The sequence below is a fragment of the Agromyces selenitireducens genome (assembly GCF_052748465.2).
On sequence record NZ_CM188259.1, the window covers coordinates 1,266,474 to 1,282,600 of the forward strand.

Annotated in this window: 14 protein-coding genes; 12 read left to right on the plus strand and 2 right to left on the minus strand. The window is 71.0% G+C overall.

From position 1 onward, the window contains the following. Nucleotides 1–70: 70 nt before the first annotated feature. The 11 genes from ACULK4_RS05925 to ACULK4_RS05975 all read left to right on the plus strand — a co-directional run bounded on the left by ACULK4_RS05925 (nucleotide 71) and on the right by ACULK4_RS05975 (nucleotide 11,598). Complete coding sequence (locus ACULK4_RS05925) at nucleotides 71–1,189, plus strand: mannose-1-phosphate guanylyltransferase (protein WP_445965207.1); 1,119 nt, start codon at nucleotides 71–73, stop codon at nucleotides 1,187–1,189. A gap of 21 nt (nucleotides 1,190–1,210) precedes the next feature. Continuing rightward, a complete protein-coding gene (locus tag ACULK4_RS05930) occupies nucleotides 1,211–2,272 on the plus strand; it encodes a BMP family lipoprotein (RefSeq protein WP_445965208.1) in 1,062 nt (353 codons plus the stop codon). A gap of 177 nt (nucleotides 2,273–2,449) precedes the next feature. Continuing rightward, nucleotides 2,450–3,556 (plus strand): BMP family lipoprotein, encoded by a 1,107-nt coding sequence (locus tag ACULK4_RS05935; RefSeq protein ID WP_445965209.1) that lies wholly within the window; start codon nucleotides 2,450–2,452, stop codon nucleotides 3,554–3,556. A 155-nt stretch (nucleotides 3,557–3,711) separates the two neighbouring features. After that, entirely contained in the window at nucleotides 3,712–5,250 is a 1,539-nt protein-coding gene (locus ACULK4_RS05940; protein ID WP_445965210.1) for an ABC transporter ATP-binding protein, read from the plus strand. After that, nucleotides 5,247–6,560, plus strand: coding sequence for an ABC transporter permease (locus ACULK4_RS05945; protein ID WP_445965211.1), 1,314 nt, complete (start codon nucleotides 5,247–5,249; stop codon nucleotides 6,558–6,560). The genes ACULK4_RS05940 and ACULK4_RS05945 overlap by 4 nt, the downstream gene beginning before the upstream one ends. Then, nucleotides 6,557–7,864, plus strand: a complete 1,308-nt coding sequence (locus ACULK4_RS05950) for an ABC transporter permease (protein ID WP_445965212.1) — start codon at nucleotides 6,557–6,559, stop codon at nucleotides 7,862–7,864. The genes ACULK4_RS05945 and ACULK4_RS05950 overlap by 4 nt, the downstream gene beginning before the upstream one ends. A gap of 13 nt (nucleotides 7,865–7,877) precedes the next feature. After that, a complete protein-coding gene (locus tag ACULK4_RS05955) occupies nucleotides 7,878–8,297 on the plus strand; it encodes a cytidine deaminase (RefSeq protein WP_445965213.1) in 420 nt (139 codons plus the stop codon). Continuing rightward, nucleotides 8,294–9,595 (plus strand): thymidine phosphorylase, encoded by a 1,302-nt coding sequence (locus ACULK4_RS05960; RefSeq protein ID WP_445965214.1) that lies wholly within the window; start codon nucleotides 8,294–8,296, stop codon nucleotides 9,593–9,595. Before ACULK4_RS05955 ends, ACULK4_RS05960 begins: the two co-directional genes overlap by 4 nt. Nucleotides 9,596–9,648: 53 nt before the next feature. Further along, complete coding sequence (locus ACULK4_RS05965) at nucleotides 9,649–10,770, plus strand: adenosine deaminase (protein WP_445965215.1); 1,122 nt, start codon at nucleotides 9,649–9,651, stop codon at nucleotides 10,768–10,770. A 58-nt stretch (nucleotides 10,771–10,828) separates the two neighbouring features. Further along, on the plus strand, nucleotides 10,829–11,317 hold the full coding sequence (locus ACULK4_RS05970; RefSeq protein WP_445965216.1) for a PTS sugar transporter subunit IIA: 489 nt from the start codon (nucleotides 10,829–10,831) through the stop codon (nucleotides 11,315–11,317). Further along, a complete protein-coding gene (locus ACULK4_RS05975; RefSeq protein WP_445965217.1) occupies nucleotides 11,314–11,598 on the plus strand; it encodes a PTS sugar transporter subunit IIB in 285 nt (94 codons plus the stop codon). The genes ACULK4_RS05970 and ACULK4_RS05975 overlap by 4 nt, the downstream gene beginning before the upstream one ends. A 51-nt stretch (nucleotides 11,599–11,649) precedes the next feature. Here ACULK4_RS05975 and ACULK4_RS05980 read toward each other — a convergent pair whose 3' ends face one another. Beyond that, nucleotides 11,650–13,335, minus strand: coding sequence for a phospho-sugar mutase (locus tag ACULK4_RS05980; RefSeq protein WP_445965218.1), 1,686 nt, complete (start codon nucleotides 13,333–13,335; stop codon nucleotides 11,650–11,652). Between the two features lie 69 nt (nucleotides 13,336–13,404). Continuing rightward, nucleotides 13,405–14,232: a purine-nucleoside phosphorylase gene (locus tag ACULK4_RS05985; protein ID WP_445965219.1), complete on the minus strand. Its 828-nt coding sequence runs from the start codon at nucleotides 14,230–14,232 to the stop codon at nucleotides 13,405–13,407. Between the two features lie 165 nt (nucleotides 14,233–14,397). Between ACULK4_RS05985 and ACULK4_RS05990 the strand changes: the two genes are divergently transcribed. Further along, on the plus strand, nucleotides 14,398–15,828 hold the full coding sequence (locus ACULK4_RS05990) for an NAD(P)H-quinone dehydrogenase (RefSeq protein ID WP_445965220.1): 1,431 nt from the start codon (nucleotides 14,398–14,400) through the stop codon (nucleotides 15,826–15,828). Nucleotides 15,829–16,127: the final 299 nt, after the last annotated feature.

A 16,127-nucleotide genomic window follows, 5' to 3' on the forward strand; every position in this document is an offset into this window, starting at 1 on the left:
TCTAATCCCGCCGGACGAGTGCTCCGGTCGCCACCGCGTCCACCCCGCGGCCCGTGGCTATCCTGAACGGATGCGACAGGCTCCCCTCGACCGCTTCTACAGCGTCATCCCCGCGGGCGGGGTCGGCTCGCGGCTCTGGCCGCTCTCGCGCGCCGACGCGCCGAAGTTCCTGCACGACCTCACCGGGTCCGGCCAGACGCTGCTGCGCGACACGTGGCAGCGCCTGGTGCCGCTCTCGGGCGAGCAGCGCATCATGGTCGTCACCGGCCGGGCGCACCGGGCCGCGGTCGAGGCCCAGCTGCCCGAGCTCGCCGACGAGAACATCGTGCTCGAGAGCGAGCCGCGGGACTCGACGGCCGCCATCGGCCTGGCCGCGGCGATCCTCGAGCGACGCGAGCCCGGCGTGATCATCGGTTCGTTCGCCGCCGACCACGTGATCTCGGGCACGGCCCTGTTCCGCGAGGCGGTCACGGCCGCCGTGGCCGTGGCCGACGCCGGGTACATCGCGACGATCGGGATCACGCCGACCGAGCCCGCCGTCGGGTTCGGGTACATCGAGTGCGGCGACCCGCTCGAGCTCGGCGGCCACGAGCACGTCTCGGCCGTGTCGAGCTTCGTCGAGAAGCCCGACCTCGAGACCGCCCGGGAGTACCTCGCCGGCGGCCGCCACCTCTGGAACGCGGGGATGTTCATCGCGCGCGCCGACCTGCTCCTCGAGGAGATCGCACGCACGAAGCCCGAACTGCATGCGGGCCTCGTCGAGCTCGCCGAGGCCTGGGACGACCCCACGACGCGCGGACCCGCGGTCGACCGGATCTGGCCCACGATCGAGAAGATCGCGATCGACTACTCGGTCGCCGAGCCGGCGGCGGCGGCCGGCCGGATGGCCGTCATCCGCGGTCACTTCCAATGGGACGACGTCGGCGACTTCGCATCGCTCGCCAAGCTCAACACCTCCGGGCGCTCGGGCGAGCTCGCGATCCTCGGCGAGAACGCGCGCGTCCTCTCGGACGCGTCGAGCGGCATCGTCGTCAGCCGCTCCGACCGGGTGATCAGCCTCATCGGCGTCCGCGATATCGTCGTCGTGGACACGCCCGACGCGCTGCTCGTCACCACGAGCGAGCACGCCCAGCGGGTGAAGGCGGTCGTCGACGCGTTGCGGCTCGGCGGCTCGAACGACGTGCTGTAGGCACGGGAAGGCGGTCGACGGATGCCGGTGCGCAGTTCCCTCTGGTTCGGAGCCGCCCTCGTCGCGGCATCCGTCGCCCTCAGCGGTTGCGGGCAGGCGCCCGAACCCGGCGACGACGGCGCGGCCGCCGACGGCTGCGTGCGGATGGTCACGAACTCGGGGGGACTCGAGGACCGGTCGTTCAACCAGTCGAGCTGGGAGGGCCTGCAGCAGGCGGAGGATGAGTACCGCGTCGACGCCGAGGCACTCGTCTCGACGAGCGAGACCGACCTGGCCCCGAACGTGCAGCAGGCGGTGGACTCGGGCTGCGGCCTCGTCGTGACCGTCGGGTACGAGCTCGCCGACGCGACGGTCGACCAGGCCGGAAGGAATCCCGACATCGCCTTCGCGATCGTCGACGAGACCGTGGAGGGCGAGAACATCAAGCCCGTCGTCTTCGACACGGCCCAGGCGTCGTACCTCGCGGGGTACCTGGCCGCGGGCGTGTCGAAGTCCGGCGTGGTCGCGACCTTCGGCGGCGGAAACCAGCCGCCCGTGACGCTGTTCATGGACGGGTTCGTCGACGGCGTCGCCCGATACAACGAGGTGCACGGCACCGACGTGCGGGCGCTCGGCTGGAACAAGGCGACCCAGGACGGCTCGTTCACGGGCGACTTCGAGGACATCAACAAGGGCAAGGTGCTCACCGAGGGCTTCATCGACCAGGGCGCCGACGTGATCCTCCCCGTCGCCGGGCAGGTCGGCGAGGGAGCGGCGGCGGCGGCGGTCGAGCGCGACGGCGTCTCCGTCATCTGGGTCGACAGCGACGGCTACGAGACGCTGCCGGCCGAGTTCCGGCCCGTGCTCCTCACGAGCGTGCTGAAGAACACCCAGCAGGCGATGGTCGAGATCGTCGGGGACGTGCAGTCCGACGCGTTCACGAACGAGTCGTACGTCGGCACGCTCGAGAACGGCGGTGTCGACCTCGCGCCGTTCCACGACCTCGAGTCGCTCGTACCGCCCGAATTGCAGGGCGAACTCGAGGGGATCCGGCAGGCGATCATCGCCGGCGAACTGGTCGTCGAGTCGCCCTCGACGCCCTGATCGGATGCCGCGTCCCCCGCTCGGGGGTGACCGAATCGTGCTCATATGAGCAGAATGTCGCGGCTTCATAACCATTGGCCGATGGGGCCTGAGGACCCATGGCGGCCGACCCAAGTTCGGATAACGTGACTCTCGGTCCCCGAGACCCGTTCGGGGTTGCGTCTTTTGGAGGACACTGTGACGTTCACGTTCAAGAAGGCCGCGGTCAGCGGCCTGGCGACGCTCGGTGCGGTCGCACTGCTCGCCGGCTGTGCCTCGGCACCCGAGGAGACCGACGAGGCCGACGGCGGCGAGGCGCTCGACTACCTGCCCTGCATGGTCTCCGATGCCGGCGGCTTCGACGACAAGTCGTTCAACCAGCTCGGCCTCGAGGGCATGCAGCGTGCCGCCGAGGAGCTCGGCACCGACTACATCGAGGTCGAGTCGGCGGCCGAGACCGACTACCCCTCGAACCTCCAGAACCTGGTCGACCAGGGCTGCGACACGATCGTGACGGTCGGCTTCCTGCTCGCGCCGGCCGCGCTCGAGTCGGCGACCGCGAACCCCGACATCGAGTACGTCTCGATCGACGACACCGTCGACCAGGACTTCGACGGCACCACCGACGCCGAGAACATCAAGCCGATCATCTTCGACACCGCCCAGGCCGCGTTCCTCGCGGGCTACCTCTCGGCGGGGATGTCCGAGACCGGCGCCGTCGGCACCTTCGGCGGCATCAACATCCCGACCGTGTCGATCTTCATGGACGGCTTCGCCCAGGGCGTCGACTACTACAACGAGGCCAAGGGCACCGACGTCCAGGTCATCGGCTGGGACCGCGAGGCCCAGGACGGCTCCTTCACCGGCGGCTTCGAGGCGAACGACACCGCTCGCCAGGTCGCGCAGGGACTCATCGACCAGAACGTCGACGTGCTCCTGCCCGTCGGCGGCCCGATCTACCAGAGCGCTGCGGCCGCGATCCGCGACGCCAACCGCGAGATCATGCTGCTCGGCGTCGACGCCGACGTGTACGAGACCGACCCGTCGGTCGGCGACCTGCTGCTCACCTCGATCCGCAAGGGCATCGACGTCGGCACGTACGAGGCGCTCGTCGCTGCCGGCAACGGCGAGTTCTCGGCTGAGCCGTTCATCGGCACGCTCGAGAACGAGGGCGTCGGCCTCGCGCCGTACCACGACTTCGAGGACGCGGTCTCGGACGAGCTGAACACGGAGATCGAGGACCTGCAGGCGCAGATCATCGCCGGCGACATCGTCGTCGAGTCGTACCTGGCCTCGCAGGAGTAATCCGGGCGCGAAGGGAGGTCGGCGGTCGCCGGCCTCCCTTCGTCGTTTCCTGCGGGTGCGCGGCACTCGCAACATCTGAGCAGCGTCGGCCGCGCATCGGCGCACTTCGGCGCACGACCGCTGCGAATCGCGGTCCGAGAACTAGGATCGGTGGCATGAAACTCGAACTCCGAGGAATCACGAAGAAGTTCGGTTCCCTGGTGGCGAACGACCACATCGACCTCACCGTCGAGGCGGGGGAGATCCACGCTCTCCTCGGTGAGAACGGCGCGGGCAAGTCGACGCTGATGAACGTGCTCTACGGCCTCTACGCGGCCGACGAGGGCGAGATCGCGCTCGACGGCCAGGTCCAGCACTTCGACGGCCCCGGCGACGCGATGCGCGCCGGCATCGGCATGGTGCACCAGCACTTCATGCTGATCCCCGTGTTCACGGTCGCCGAGAACGTCATGCTCGGCCACGAGGAGACCAAGGCGGCCGGCCGGCTCGACCTGCCTGCCGCTCGCGCGAAGGTGCGCGAGATCAGCGAGCGGTTCGGGTTCGACGTCGACCCCGACGCGCTCGTCGACGACCTGCCGGTGGGCGTGCAGCAGCGCGTCGAGATCATCAAGGCGCTCTCGCGCGATGCGCGCGTGCTCGTGTTCGACGAGCCGACGGCCGTGCTGACACCGCAGGAGACCGACGAACTCATGGGCATCATGCGCCAGCTGAAGGAGACGGGCGCGTCGATCGTGTTCATCACCCACAAGCTCCGCGAGGTGCGCGAGGTCGCCGACCGCATCACGGTCATCCGCCTCGGCAAGGTCGTCGGCGAGGCGCGGCCCACGGCGACGAACGCCGAGCTCGCCTCGCTCATGGTGGGCCGCGCCGTCGAGCTCACTGTGCAGAAGGAGGAACCGCAGCTCGGCGACGAGGCGCTCGCCGTCGAGCACCTGAGCGTCATCGACCCCATCGGCCAGCTCGTCGTCAACGACGTGAGCTTCAGCGTGCGCCGCGGCGAGGTGCTCGCGGTCGCGGGCGTCCAGGGCAACGGCCAGACCGAGTTGACCGAGGCGCTCGTCGGCCTCCAGCCGCGCGTGCAGGGCACCATCCGGCTCGACGGCGAGGAGATCACGAGGCACTCGGTCCGCCGCATCCTCGACGCCGGCGTCGGCTTCGTGCCCGAGGACCGGACGGAGGACGGCCTCGTCGGCGAGTTCACCGTTGCCGAGAACCTCATGCTCGACCGCGCCGAGGGCCCACCGTTCGTGAAGGCGGGCAACGTCCAGCACGGGTTCCTCGCCGAGTTCGCCACCGAGAAGGTCGCCGAGTTCGACGTCCGCACCCCTGGCATCGACACCAAGGTCGGGCGTCTCTCCGGCGGCAACCAGCAGAAGGTCGTGCTGGCCCGCGAGCTCAGCCGCGACCTGCGGCTGCTCGTCGCCGCCCAGCCGACGCGCGGCGTCGACGTCGGCTCCATCGAGTTCATCCACAAGCGCATCATCGAAGCGCGCGACACCGGGGTGCCGGTCGTCGTGGTGTCGACCGAGCTCGACGAGGTCACCGCGCTCGCCGACCGGATCATGGTCATGTACCGCGGCAGGGTCGTGGGCATCGTCCCAGGTGACACGCCCCGCGACGTGCTCGGCCTCATGATGGCCGGCGAAGCGCCGCCCTCCGCGCCCGCACCGAGCCCCGAAGGAGCCGTCGCATGAGCAACGTCAACGACCCCGACGTGGCGCTGGAGACCGACCACAAGGTCCCGCCGTCCGATCCGACCCTCGAGCCGGAGCCGGATGCCGAGCCGCCGTCGCGCTGGCACGAGGCCTTCCAGCGCATCGTGACCGGTAACGCGATCATCTCGGTGCTCGCGGTCGTGCTCGCCCTCATCGTCGGCGCCGTCATGATCGCGTTCACCGACGAGCGCGTGCAGGCGGCATCCGGCTACTTCTTCGCCCGCCCCGGCGACACCTTCGTCGCCATCTGGGATTCGGTCGGCGGCGCATACGCCGCGTTCTTCCAGGGCTCGATATACAACTTCCGTCGTGACGACTTCATCGCCGGCATCCGCCCGCTCACCGAGACCCTGAAGTTCGCCGCACCGCTGATCGCGGCGGGCCTGGGCGTCGGCCTGGCGTTCCGCGTGGGCATGTTCAACATCGGTGGCCGCGGCCAGATGCTGCTCGCCGCGGCGGGCGCCGGGTGGGTCGCGTTCTCGTTCGACCTGCCGTGGGGCCTCCACATGGTGGTCGCGGTGCTGGTGGGCATGCTCGCGGGCGCCCTGTGGGCCGGCATCGCGGGCCTGCTGAAGGCGCGCACCGGAGCGCACGAGGTCATCGTGACCATCATGCTCAACTACGTCGCGCTGTACCTCGTGTCGTGGATGCTGCGGACGCCCGGCCTGCTGCAGGCGCCCGGGTCGAACAACCCCAAGACGCCGCCGATGAAGGACACCGCCGTCTTCCCCGACCTGCTGCCCGGCCCGCAGCTCAACCTGCACTTCGGCTTCCTCCTGTCGATCGCCGCCGTGTTCCTCGTCTGGTGGATCCTCGACCGGTCGGCACTCGGGTTCAAGTTCCGCGCGGTCGGCCACAACCCGCACGCCGCGCGCGTGGCGGGCATCAACGTCAAGTCGATGTACGTCTACGCGATGCTCATCTCGGGTGCGCTCATCGGGCTCGCCGGCGTGCACCAGGTGCTCGGCACCGTCACGACCGGTTTCTCGTCGGGCATCGACGCGGGCATCGGGTTCGATGCGATCACCGTCGCCCTGCTCGGACGGTCGACGCCGTTCGGCATCCTGGCGGCGGGCCTCCTGTTCGGCGCGTTCAAGGCCGGCGGCTTCGCGATGCAGGCCGCCGAGGGCGTGCCCATCGACATCGTCCTCGTCGTCCAGTCCCTCATCGTGCTGTTCATCGCGGCGCCCCCGCTCGTGCGCGCGATCTTCCGCCTGCCGCAGCCGGGCGGCAAGCCCAAGCCCAAGCGAACGCGGACCCCGCGCAAGGAGGAGGTGGCGGCGAAGTGACCGCTCCCACGCAGCACCATGCCACGACGTCCACGCCGCGGCTCGACACCACCGTGGTCGTCAGCTGGAAGGCGCCGATCGCCTTCGCAATCGTCACCCTCCTGCTCGCGATCCTGTTCCTCGCCTCGCCCCACGACGGTGACGCGACCTTCCGGCTCTCCACGCGCAGCGACCTGATCCAGCTCCCCGAGCTGGTGCTCAACGGCGTCGTCTTCAGCTGGATCAGCATCGCCCTGCTCGTGCTGATCACCGCCAGCGCGGCGATGTTCGTCCGCGCCCGGCGGAACGTGCCGCTGTGGCTCATCATCGTGTTCGCACTCGTCGCCCTCATGGCCTTCCTCACGTGGGCGGCCGCGGGCGCGCGGACGCCGATCGTGCCGATGCCGGGCCTGCTCGCGGGTGCGCTGAGCCTGTCGGTCCCGCTCATCTTCGGTGCGCTGTGCGGCGTCATCTCCGAGCGGGTCGGCATCATCAACATCGCCATCGAGGGCCAGCTTCTCGCCGGCGCGTTCACCTCGGCGCTCGTGGCGTCCGTCATCGGCCAGCAGTTCCTCGGACCGCTCGTCGGCCTCGCGGCCGCCGCCGTCGCCGGCGTGCTCGTCGCGTTCGTGCTCGCGGCGTTCTCGATCAAGTACTTCGTCGACCAGGTCATCGTCGGCGTCGTGCTGAACGTGCTGGTGATCGGCCTCACGAGCTTCCTGTTCTCGCAGGTGCTCGCCCCGAACGCGAGCCTGCTGAACTCGCCGCCGCGCCTCGATCGCATCCCGATCCCGCTGCTCTCGGAGATCCCCCTGATCGGGCCGATGTTCTTCCGCCAGACGATCATCGTCTACCTCATGTACGCCATCGTCGCGCTCGTGTACTTCGGCCTCTTCCACACCAAGTGGGGCCTGCGCCTCCGATCGGTCGGCGAGCACCCGCAGGCCGCCGACACGGTCGGCATCAACGTCGCCCGAACGCGGTTCTGGAACGTCGCCCTCGCCGGTTCCATCGCGGGACTCGGCGGCGCGTTCTTCACACTCGGCGCCGTCGGCGCGTTCAACAAGGAGATGACCGCGGGCGCCGGCTTCATCGCCCTCGCGGCCGTCATCTTCGGCCAGTGGGACCCGATCAAGGCGACGCTCGCCGCGCTGCTGTTCGGCTTCGCGTCGAACCTGCAGAACACGCTGTCGGTCATGGGCTCGCCCGTGCCGAGCGAGTTCATGCTCATGCTGCCGTACGTGGTCACGATCCTCGCCGTGGCCGGCCTCGTCGGCAAGGTGCGTGGTCCCGCCGCCGCCGGCAAGCCGTACATCAAGTCCTGACGACGGGAGCACCATGACCGCCCAGCACGCGACCGACTGGGACCACCTCCGCGAGATCGCCCGCGAGGCGATGGCGAAGGCCTACGTCCCGTACTCCCAGTTCCCCGTCGGCGCGGCGGCCATCGCCGACGACGGCCGGGTCGTGAGCGGATGCAATGTGGAGAACGCCTCGTACGGCGTCACGCTGTGCGCCGAATGCTCGCTCGTGTCGGCGCTCGTGATGTCCGGGGGCGGCAAGCTCACCGCGTTCACCTGCGTCGACGGGCACGGAAACGTCCTCATGCCCTGCGGGCGCTGCAGGCAACTGCTGTACGAGCACTCCGCCGAGGGGATGCTGCTCGAGACCGTCTCGGGCGTGAAGACCATCGACCAGGTGCTCCCCGACGCGTTCGGGCCGCGCCAGCTCGCCGAGTTCCGAGGAGAGACCGAATGACCGCAGTCGAGGCGTTCGATGCCGTCGACCTGATCCGAACGAAGCGCGACGGCGGCGAACTCTCGACCGGCCAGATCGACTGGCTCGTCGACGCCTACACGCGCGGGTACGTGGCCGACGAGCAGATGTCGGCGATGACGATGGCGATCTTCCTCAAGGGCATGACCCGGCGCGAGATCCGCGACCTCACGATGGCGATGATCGCCTCGGGCGAGCGCATGGACTTCTCCGGACTCGGCAAGCCCACGACCGACAAGCACTCCACGGGCGGCGTCGGCGACAAGATCACGCTGCCGCTCATGCCCCTCGTCGCCACGTTCGGCGTCGCGGTTCCGCAGTTGTCCGGCCGCGGGCTGGGGCACACGGGCGGCACGCTCGACAAGCTCGAGTCCATCCCCGGCTGGCGCGCCGAACTCACCAACGACGAGATGTTCGCCCAGCTCCGCGACGTCGGCGGCGTCATCTGCGCCGCGGGCGCCGGGCTCGCGCCCGCCGACAAGAAGCTGTACGCCCTCCGCGACATCACGGGCACCGTCGAGGCGATCCCGCTCATCGCGTCGTCGATCATGTCGAAGAAGATCGCCGAGGGCACCGGCGCGCTCGTGCTCGACGTGAAGTTCGGCTCCGGCGCGTTCCTGCAGGAGATCGAGCGCTCGCGGGAGCTCGCCCGCACCATGGTCGCGCTCGGCGAGGACGCGGGAGTGGCGACGTCCGCCCTCCTGACGAACATGAACGTCCCGCTCGGCCTCACCATCGGCAACGCGAACGAAGTCCGCGAGTCCGTCGAAGTGCTCGCCGGCGGCGGGCCCGCCGACATCCGCGAGCTCACCGTCGCCCTCGCGCGCGAGATGCTCGCCCTCGCCGGCCGGCCGGACGAGGACGTGGAGGCGGCGCTCGACGACGGCCGTGCCATGGACACCTGGCGCGCGGCCATCCGCGCGCAGGGCGGCGACCCCGACGCCGACCTTCCGGTCGCGAAGGAGCAGCACGTCGTCAGCGCCGACCGCGACGGCGTGCTCGTGCAGCAGGAGGCACTGCCGTTCGGGATCGCCGCGTGGCGCCTCGGCGCGGGCCGCGCCCGCAAGGAGGACCCGGTGCAGCACGCCGCCGGCATCGACCTGCACGCCAAGCCCGGCGACGCCGTCCGGAAGGGGGAGCCGCTGTTCACGCTGCACGCCGACGAGCCCGCGCGGTTCGCCCGAGCGCTGGAAGCGGTCGAGGGCGCGTGGTCGATCGGTGATCCCGGTGACGAGGTGCTGGACGGCGGTCCGCTCATCGCCGACCGCATCGGGCGCTGACCCCCGCGGAAATCGCCCACGTCGGGTACGGCTTCCGCCGGTATCGTGATGGGGTGGACACGCATGCGACCGACTACCGGATCGAGGGCGACGGCACCGACATCCGCTCGTTGCCGAAGATCTCACTGCACGATCACCTCGACGGCGGGCTCCGGCCGCAGACGTTGATCGAACTCGCCGACGAGGTCGGGCTCGAGCTTCCCGCCGGCGACGCCGAGTCGCTGGGCACCTGGTTCTCCGACCAGTCCAACTCGGGCTCGCTCGTCGAGTACCTGAAGACCTTCGACCTGACCACCGCGGTCATGCAGACCCGCGGCGGCCTCGCGCGGGTCGCGCGCGAGTGCGTCCACGACCTCGCCGCCGACGGCGTCATCTACGGCGAGGTTCGCTGGGCGCCCGAGCAGCACCTGACCCGCGGGCTCAGCCTCGACGAGACGGTCGAGGCGGTGCAGGAAGGCCTCGAGGAGGGCGTCGAGGACCTGCGGCGCCAGGGTCACCGCATCCGCGTGGGGCAGCTCGTCACGGCCATGCGGCACGCCGACCGCGGCCTCGAGATCGCCGAACTCGCGGTGCGCCACCGAGACCGCGGGGTCGTCGGCTTCGACATCGCAGGGGCAGAGGCGGGCTTCCCGCCCAGTCGGCACCGGACCGCGTTCGACTTCCTCGCGACCCGGTTCATGCCGGTCACGGTGCACGCCGGCGAGGCCGACGGACTCGAGTCCATCCGCGGCGCCCTCTTCGACGGTCGCGCGCTGCGACTCGGCCACGGCGTGCGCCTCGCGGAGGACCTCACGATCGAGCGACAGGACGACGAGAACACCTACGTGTCGCTCGGCCCCGTCGCGCAATGGGTGCGCGACCGCGAGATCGCCCTCGAGGCCAGTCCGTCGTCGAACCTGCAGACCGGCGCGATCGCTGCATGGGGCGACGAGCTCGTCGACCACCCGTTCGACCTGCTCTACCAGCTCGGGTTCCGCGTGACGGTGAACACCGACAACCGGCTGCAGTCGGGCACCTCGCTCACGAAGGAACTCGCACTGCTGTCCGACGCGTTCGGATACGACGTCGACGACTTCGAGATCTTCCAGCTCAACGCCGCCGCCGCCGCGTTCCTCCCGCTCGACGAGCGCGAGGACCTGGCCGAGCAGATCCAGGACGGATTCGACGAGGCCTGAGCGGCCGGCCGCCCCGGTCCGGACCACCGCACCACCGCATCACGCTGAACGGAACCAGATGACCCTTCCCCCGCTTCCCGACTCCGCGATCGTCCTCGGCGACGACGCGACCGAGTGGCGCGCGGCCGTGCGTTCGGCCGGGCGCGCGCTCACCCGGTCCGGCGCGACGCGCGAGGCGTACACCGAGCGGATGGTCGGGGTGCTCGAGGAGTTCGGCGCCTATATCGTCATCGCCCCCGGCCTCGCGCTCGCGCACGCCCGGCCCGGTCCCGACGTGGTCCGGAACGGCCTGTCCGTGGTCATCCTCGCTGAACCCGTGCCGTTCGGACACCCGCACAACGATCCGGTCCACGTGGTCGTGGGCCTCGCGGTGACCGGCGCCGACGAGCACGTCGCGAGCGTCGCCGGGCTCGCGAACGTCTTCAACGAGCGCACCGCGATCGAGCGGCTCGCCTCGGCGACCACGATCGACCAGGTGCGGCAGGTCTTCGACGGCGAGCCCGGCGTCGGGCGACCGGTGTCGGACGCCGCAGGGGCACCGTCATGAGGATCGTCGCGGTGTGCGGCGTCGGCGTGGGCACCTCCGCGATCCTGAAGGCGAACGCCGAGCGCGCGCTCGGCCGGCTCGGACTGACCGCCGACGTCGATGCGAGCGACCTCGCGGGCATACGCGAGGCGGCCGCCGACGCGCAGGTCGTGCTCACCTCGACCGAGCTCGCCGCCCGGGTCCGCGAGGCGCTCGGTCGTACGGGGGCCGAGATCATCGAGGTCGACAACTACTTCGACGTCGACGAGATCGGCGGCAAGCTCGACGCCTCGCTCGGCTGACGCGGCCCGACGCGCACCTTCCCCGGCCGGGCGCGAGCCCGGGCCGGCGGCTCAGGCGACCAGTTCCTTCATTCCCGCCTCGAGGCGCGCGACCACGTCGGATGCCGCGGCGCGCCGCTCCGAGACCGACCCGTCGGACGCGGCCGCGTCGATGTAGACCTTGAGCTTGGGCTCGGTGCCGCTCGGCCGCACCATCACGCGCGCCCCGCCCTCGAGGCGGAGGCGGAGGACATCGGACGGGGGGAGCCCGTCGAGGCCGAGCGCGAGGTCCTCGACGGCCGTGACGCGCATGCCGCCCACCTCGGCCGGAGGCGCAGCCCGCAGGCGCGCCATGACCTCGGCGATCCGTGACAGGTCGGTGACCCGGATCGACACCTGCGCCGACGCGAAGCAGCCGAAGCGCTCGACGAAGTCGTCCAGGTGGTCGGCGATGGTGCGGCCCTCCGCGGCGAGACGCGCGGCGAGCGAGAGGAACGCGACGGCCGCCGAGATGCCGTCCTTGTCGCGGACCGTGTCGGGGTTCACGAGGTAGCCGAGCGCCTCCTCGAAGCCGAACAGGAGTCCGGGCGCGCGCGAGATCCACTTGAACCCCGTGAGCGTGGCGGAGAACCGCAGCCCGTGCGCCCGTGCCACCGTCTCGAGGCCGGGGGAGGAGACGATCGAGCACGCGAGCGTGCCGTCGCGTCCGGCGGCGGCGGCCTGCTCGGCGACCTGCCATCCGAGCAGCAGCCCGACCTCGTTGCCGGTGAGGCGGCGCCATCCGCTCGCCTCGGACACGTCGGGGACCGCGATCGCGAGCCGGTCGGCGTCGGGATCGTTCGCGATGACCAGGTCGGCGCCGGACTCGCGCGCCGCCTCGAACGAGAGGTCCATCGCGCCCGGCTCCTCCGGATTCGGGAAGGCGACGGTCGGGAAGCGGCCGTCGGGCTCGATCTGCGCGGCGACGAGCGTGGGCGCGCCGAACCCGGCGGCATCGAGCACGCGACGCAGCGTCTCCCAGCCGACGCCGTGCATGGCCGTGTACACGACTCGTGGCTGCACCTGCGGGGCGGATGCCACCGCCGCCGTCGCACTCACATAGGCGTCGACCACCGACTCGGGAGCGGTCTCGAACGCGTCGCGCGGCAGGTCGGGCACGCGAATCGTCTCGGCCACGCGCGTGATGTGCGCGGCGATCTCGGCGTCGGCGGGCGCGACGATCTGCGTGCCCTGGTCGTCGCCGCCCAGGTACACCTTCATGCCGTTGTCGTCGGGCGGGTTGTGCGACGCGGTCACCATCACGCCCGCCGACGTGCCGAGGTGACGCACCGCGAACGCGAGCACGGGCGTCGGCAGCATCCGCGGCAGCAGGGTCGCGCGGACGCCGGCGCCCGACATGACCTCGGCCACGTCGCGTGCGAACACCTCGGAGTTGCGGCGGCCGTCGTAGCCGACGACGACCGACGGGGCGGCATCCGTCGCCCGCTCGAGGAGGTGGGCGGCCAGGCCCGCGGCCCCCTGCGACACGAGCACCCGGTTCATGCGGTTCGGGCCCGCGGCGATCTCGCCGCGCAGGCCCGCTGTTCCGAACGCGAGTCGCGCGTCGAACCGGTCGGCGAGATCCGCGGATGCCGCGGCGTCCCCGCCGCGCACCCGCGCGACGATCGCGGCGAGCTCGTCGCGGGTCTCGGCGTCGGGGTCCTGGGCGATCCACGCCTCGGCGAGGGCGATCCGGTCGTCATCGGTGAGCTGCGGCATCCGTTGCCTTCTCTCTCGGTCACGGCGGCGGGGCGTGCCCCGCGGAGTCGAATGGGTGCGGGGCGGCGGTCAGATCGCCGCGACGATCTTCGCGAGCAGGTCTGAGATGCGGGACTCGGCGGCGCGGCCGGCCTCGATGACCTCCTGGTGGCTGAGCGGGGTCGTCTGGATGCCCGCGGCGAGGTTCGTGATGAGTGACATGCCGAGCACCTCCATTCCGGCCTGGCGGGCCGCGATCGCCTCCAGCGCGGTCGACATGCCCACGATGTCGCCGCCGATGGCCCGTGCCATCCGCACCTCGGCCGGGGTCTCGTAGTGCGGGCCGCGGAACTGCACGTAGACGCCCTCGTCGAGCGTCGGGTCGACCTCGTGCGCGAGCGCCCGCAGGCGCGACGAGTACAGGTCGGTGAGGTCGACGAACGTGGCTCCCTCGAGCGGCGAGTCGACCGTGAGGTTGATGTGGTCGCTGATCAGCACGGGCGTGCCCGCGGACCACGTCTCCCGGATGCCGCCGGCGCCGTTGGTGAGGATCATCGTCGTCGCGCCCGCGGCCGCGGCGGTGCGTACGGAGTGCACGACCCGGCGCACGCCGTGGCCCTCGTAGTAGTGCGTACGGGCGCCGATGACGAGCGCGCGGCGCCCGTTCGGCAGCGCGACCGATCGCAGCGTGCCGACGTGCCCCTCGAGCGCGGGCTTCGAGAAGCCGGGCACCTCGTGGGCAGGGATGGTGTGCGTCGTCTCGCCGATGAGCTCGGCGGCCGCGCCCCAGCCCGAGCCGAGCGTGAGGGCGAGGTCGTGGCGCTCCACGCCGGTGAGCTCCGCGATGCGGGCGGCCGCGTCGCGTGCGACGGCGAACGGGTCGGCGGCGGGGTCGTCGAGCGGGTTCTGCTGCTGCATCCCCTCATCGTACGCAAGCGACGGATGCCGCGGCACGGCCTGCGCACGCCCGTGCTCGTCTGCGCGCGGCATCCGCTCGCGCACCCGCGTCTGCGCGACGCGGCGCGCCGCCGCGTGGGCGTCCTCGCGTTCGCGCGCCCGCGAGCACGTGGAAGGATGGACGCCATGCACACCACGTTCGAGCGCACGCAACGGATCGCCGTCCTCGGGGGCGGGCCAGGCGGGTACGAGGCGGCGTTGGCCGGCGCGCAACTGGGCGCCGAGGTCACGCTCGTCGAGCGCGCCGGCGTCGGCGGGGCGGCCGTGCTCACCGACGTGGTGCCGTCGAAGTCGCTCATCGCCACCGCCGAGGCATCGAACGCGGTCAAGGAGGCCGCCGACCTCGGGGTGCAGTTCTTCGCGAAGGGCGACAACCACAAGGCCGTGAAGCCGGACGTCGCGATCAACCTGCAGGCCGTCAACAAGCGGCTCCTCGGCCTCGCGGCGCAGCAGTCCGAGGACATGCGCTCGAACCTCCTCGAGGCCGGCGTGAACCTCGTGCAGGGCGAGGGCCGCCTGGACGGCCCGAACGCGATCATCGTCGCCACGGCCAAGGGCGGCACCGACTTCGACCGCATCGAGGCCGACACCCTCGTCATCTCGACCGGCGCGACGCCGCGCGTGCTGCCGACGGCGGTGCCGGACGGCGAGCGCATCCTCACCTGGACGCAGCTCTACGCGCTGAAGCAGGTGCCCGAGCACCTCATCGTCGTCGGCTCCGGCGTCACCGGTGCCGAGTTCGCGTCGGCGTACCGCGCCCTCGGCGCGAAGGTGACGCTCATCTCGAGCCGCGAGCACGTGCTGCCGGGCGAGGACGCCGACGCGGCATCCGTCATCGAGAAGGTCTTCAAGCGCAACGGCATGAAGGTGCTGTCGAAGTCGCGCGCCGAGTCGGTCGTGGTCGACGGCGACGGCGTCGTCGCGACGCTCACCGACGGCAAGGAGGTGCGCGGCACCCACTGCCTCATGGCGGTCGGCTCGGTGCCGAACACCGCCGACATCGGGCTCGACGAGGCGGGCGTGCAGCTCGCCGAGTCCGGGCACATCCGGGTGAACCGGGTCGCGCGCACGTCGATGCCGAACATCTACGCCGCGGGCGACTGCACGACGTTCCTGCCGCTCGCGTCGGTCGCGTCGATGCAGGGGCGCACCGCGGTGTTCCACGCGATGGGCGACGTCGTCAACCCGCCCGAGAACCGCAACATCACCTCGAACATCTTCACGCAGCCCGAGATCGCCACGGTCGGCTGGACCGAGAAGGAGATCGACGAGGGCGTCGTGCCCGGCACCGTGTACAAGCTGCCGCTGTCGTCGAACCCCCGCGCGAAGATGATGGGCATCCGCGACGGGTTCGTGAAGCTGTTCGCGTCGGCCGGGTCGGGGGCCATCATCGGCGGCGTGATCGTCGCGCCGAAGGCGTCCGAGCTCATCTTCCCGCTCGCGCTCGCGGTCGAGCACCGGCTCACGGTCGACCAGTTCGCCGAGGCCTTCCCGGTCTACCCGTCGCTCACCGGGTCGCTGACGGATGCCGCGCGCGCCATGCACGTCGTCCGCTGACCGTGAGCCCGCCTCCGCTGCTCCACCTCCACGGTTCAGGAGACGACGTCGGCGGCGCCGAGCGCGCTCGTGTTCGCTGACACGCTCGATCTGCAGGATTCGGGAGCGAAGCGCGTTCGCACCCTCGGTCCTGTGCGGATTGGGGCGGTGATCGCGCGGTTCATGCTGTGCTTCCTGAATTCAGCGGCTGGGGCCGACGGGCATCGGATGCCGCTGGCGCTTGGCGCTCCTGGATTCTGGACGTCCGCGTGCGGTGCACCCTTCCTCCACAGCGAGGGTGCGCGTTGCTTCGTCCGCCG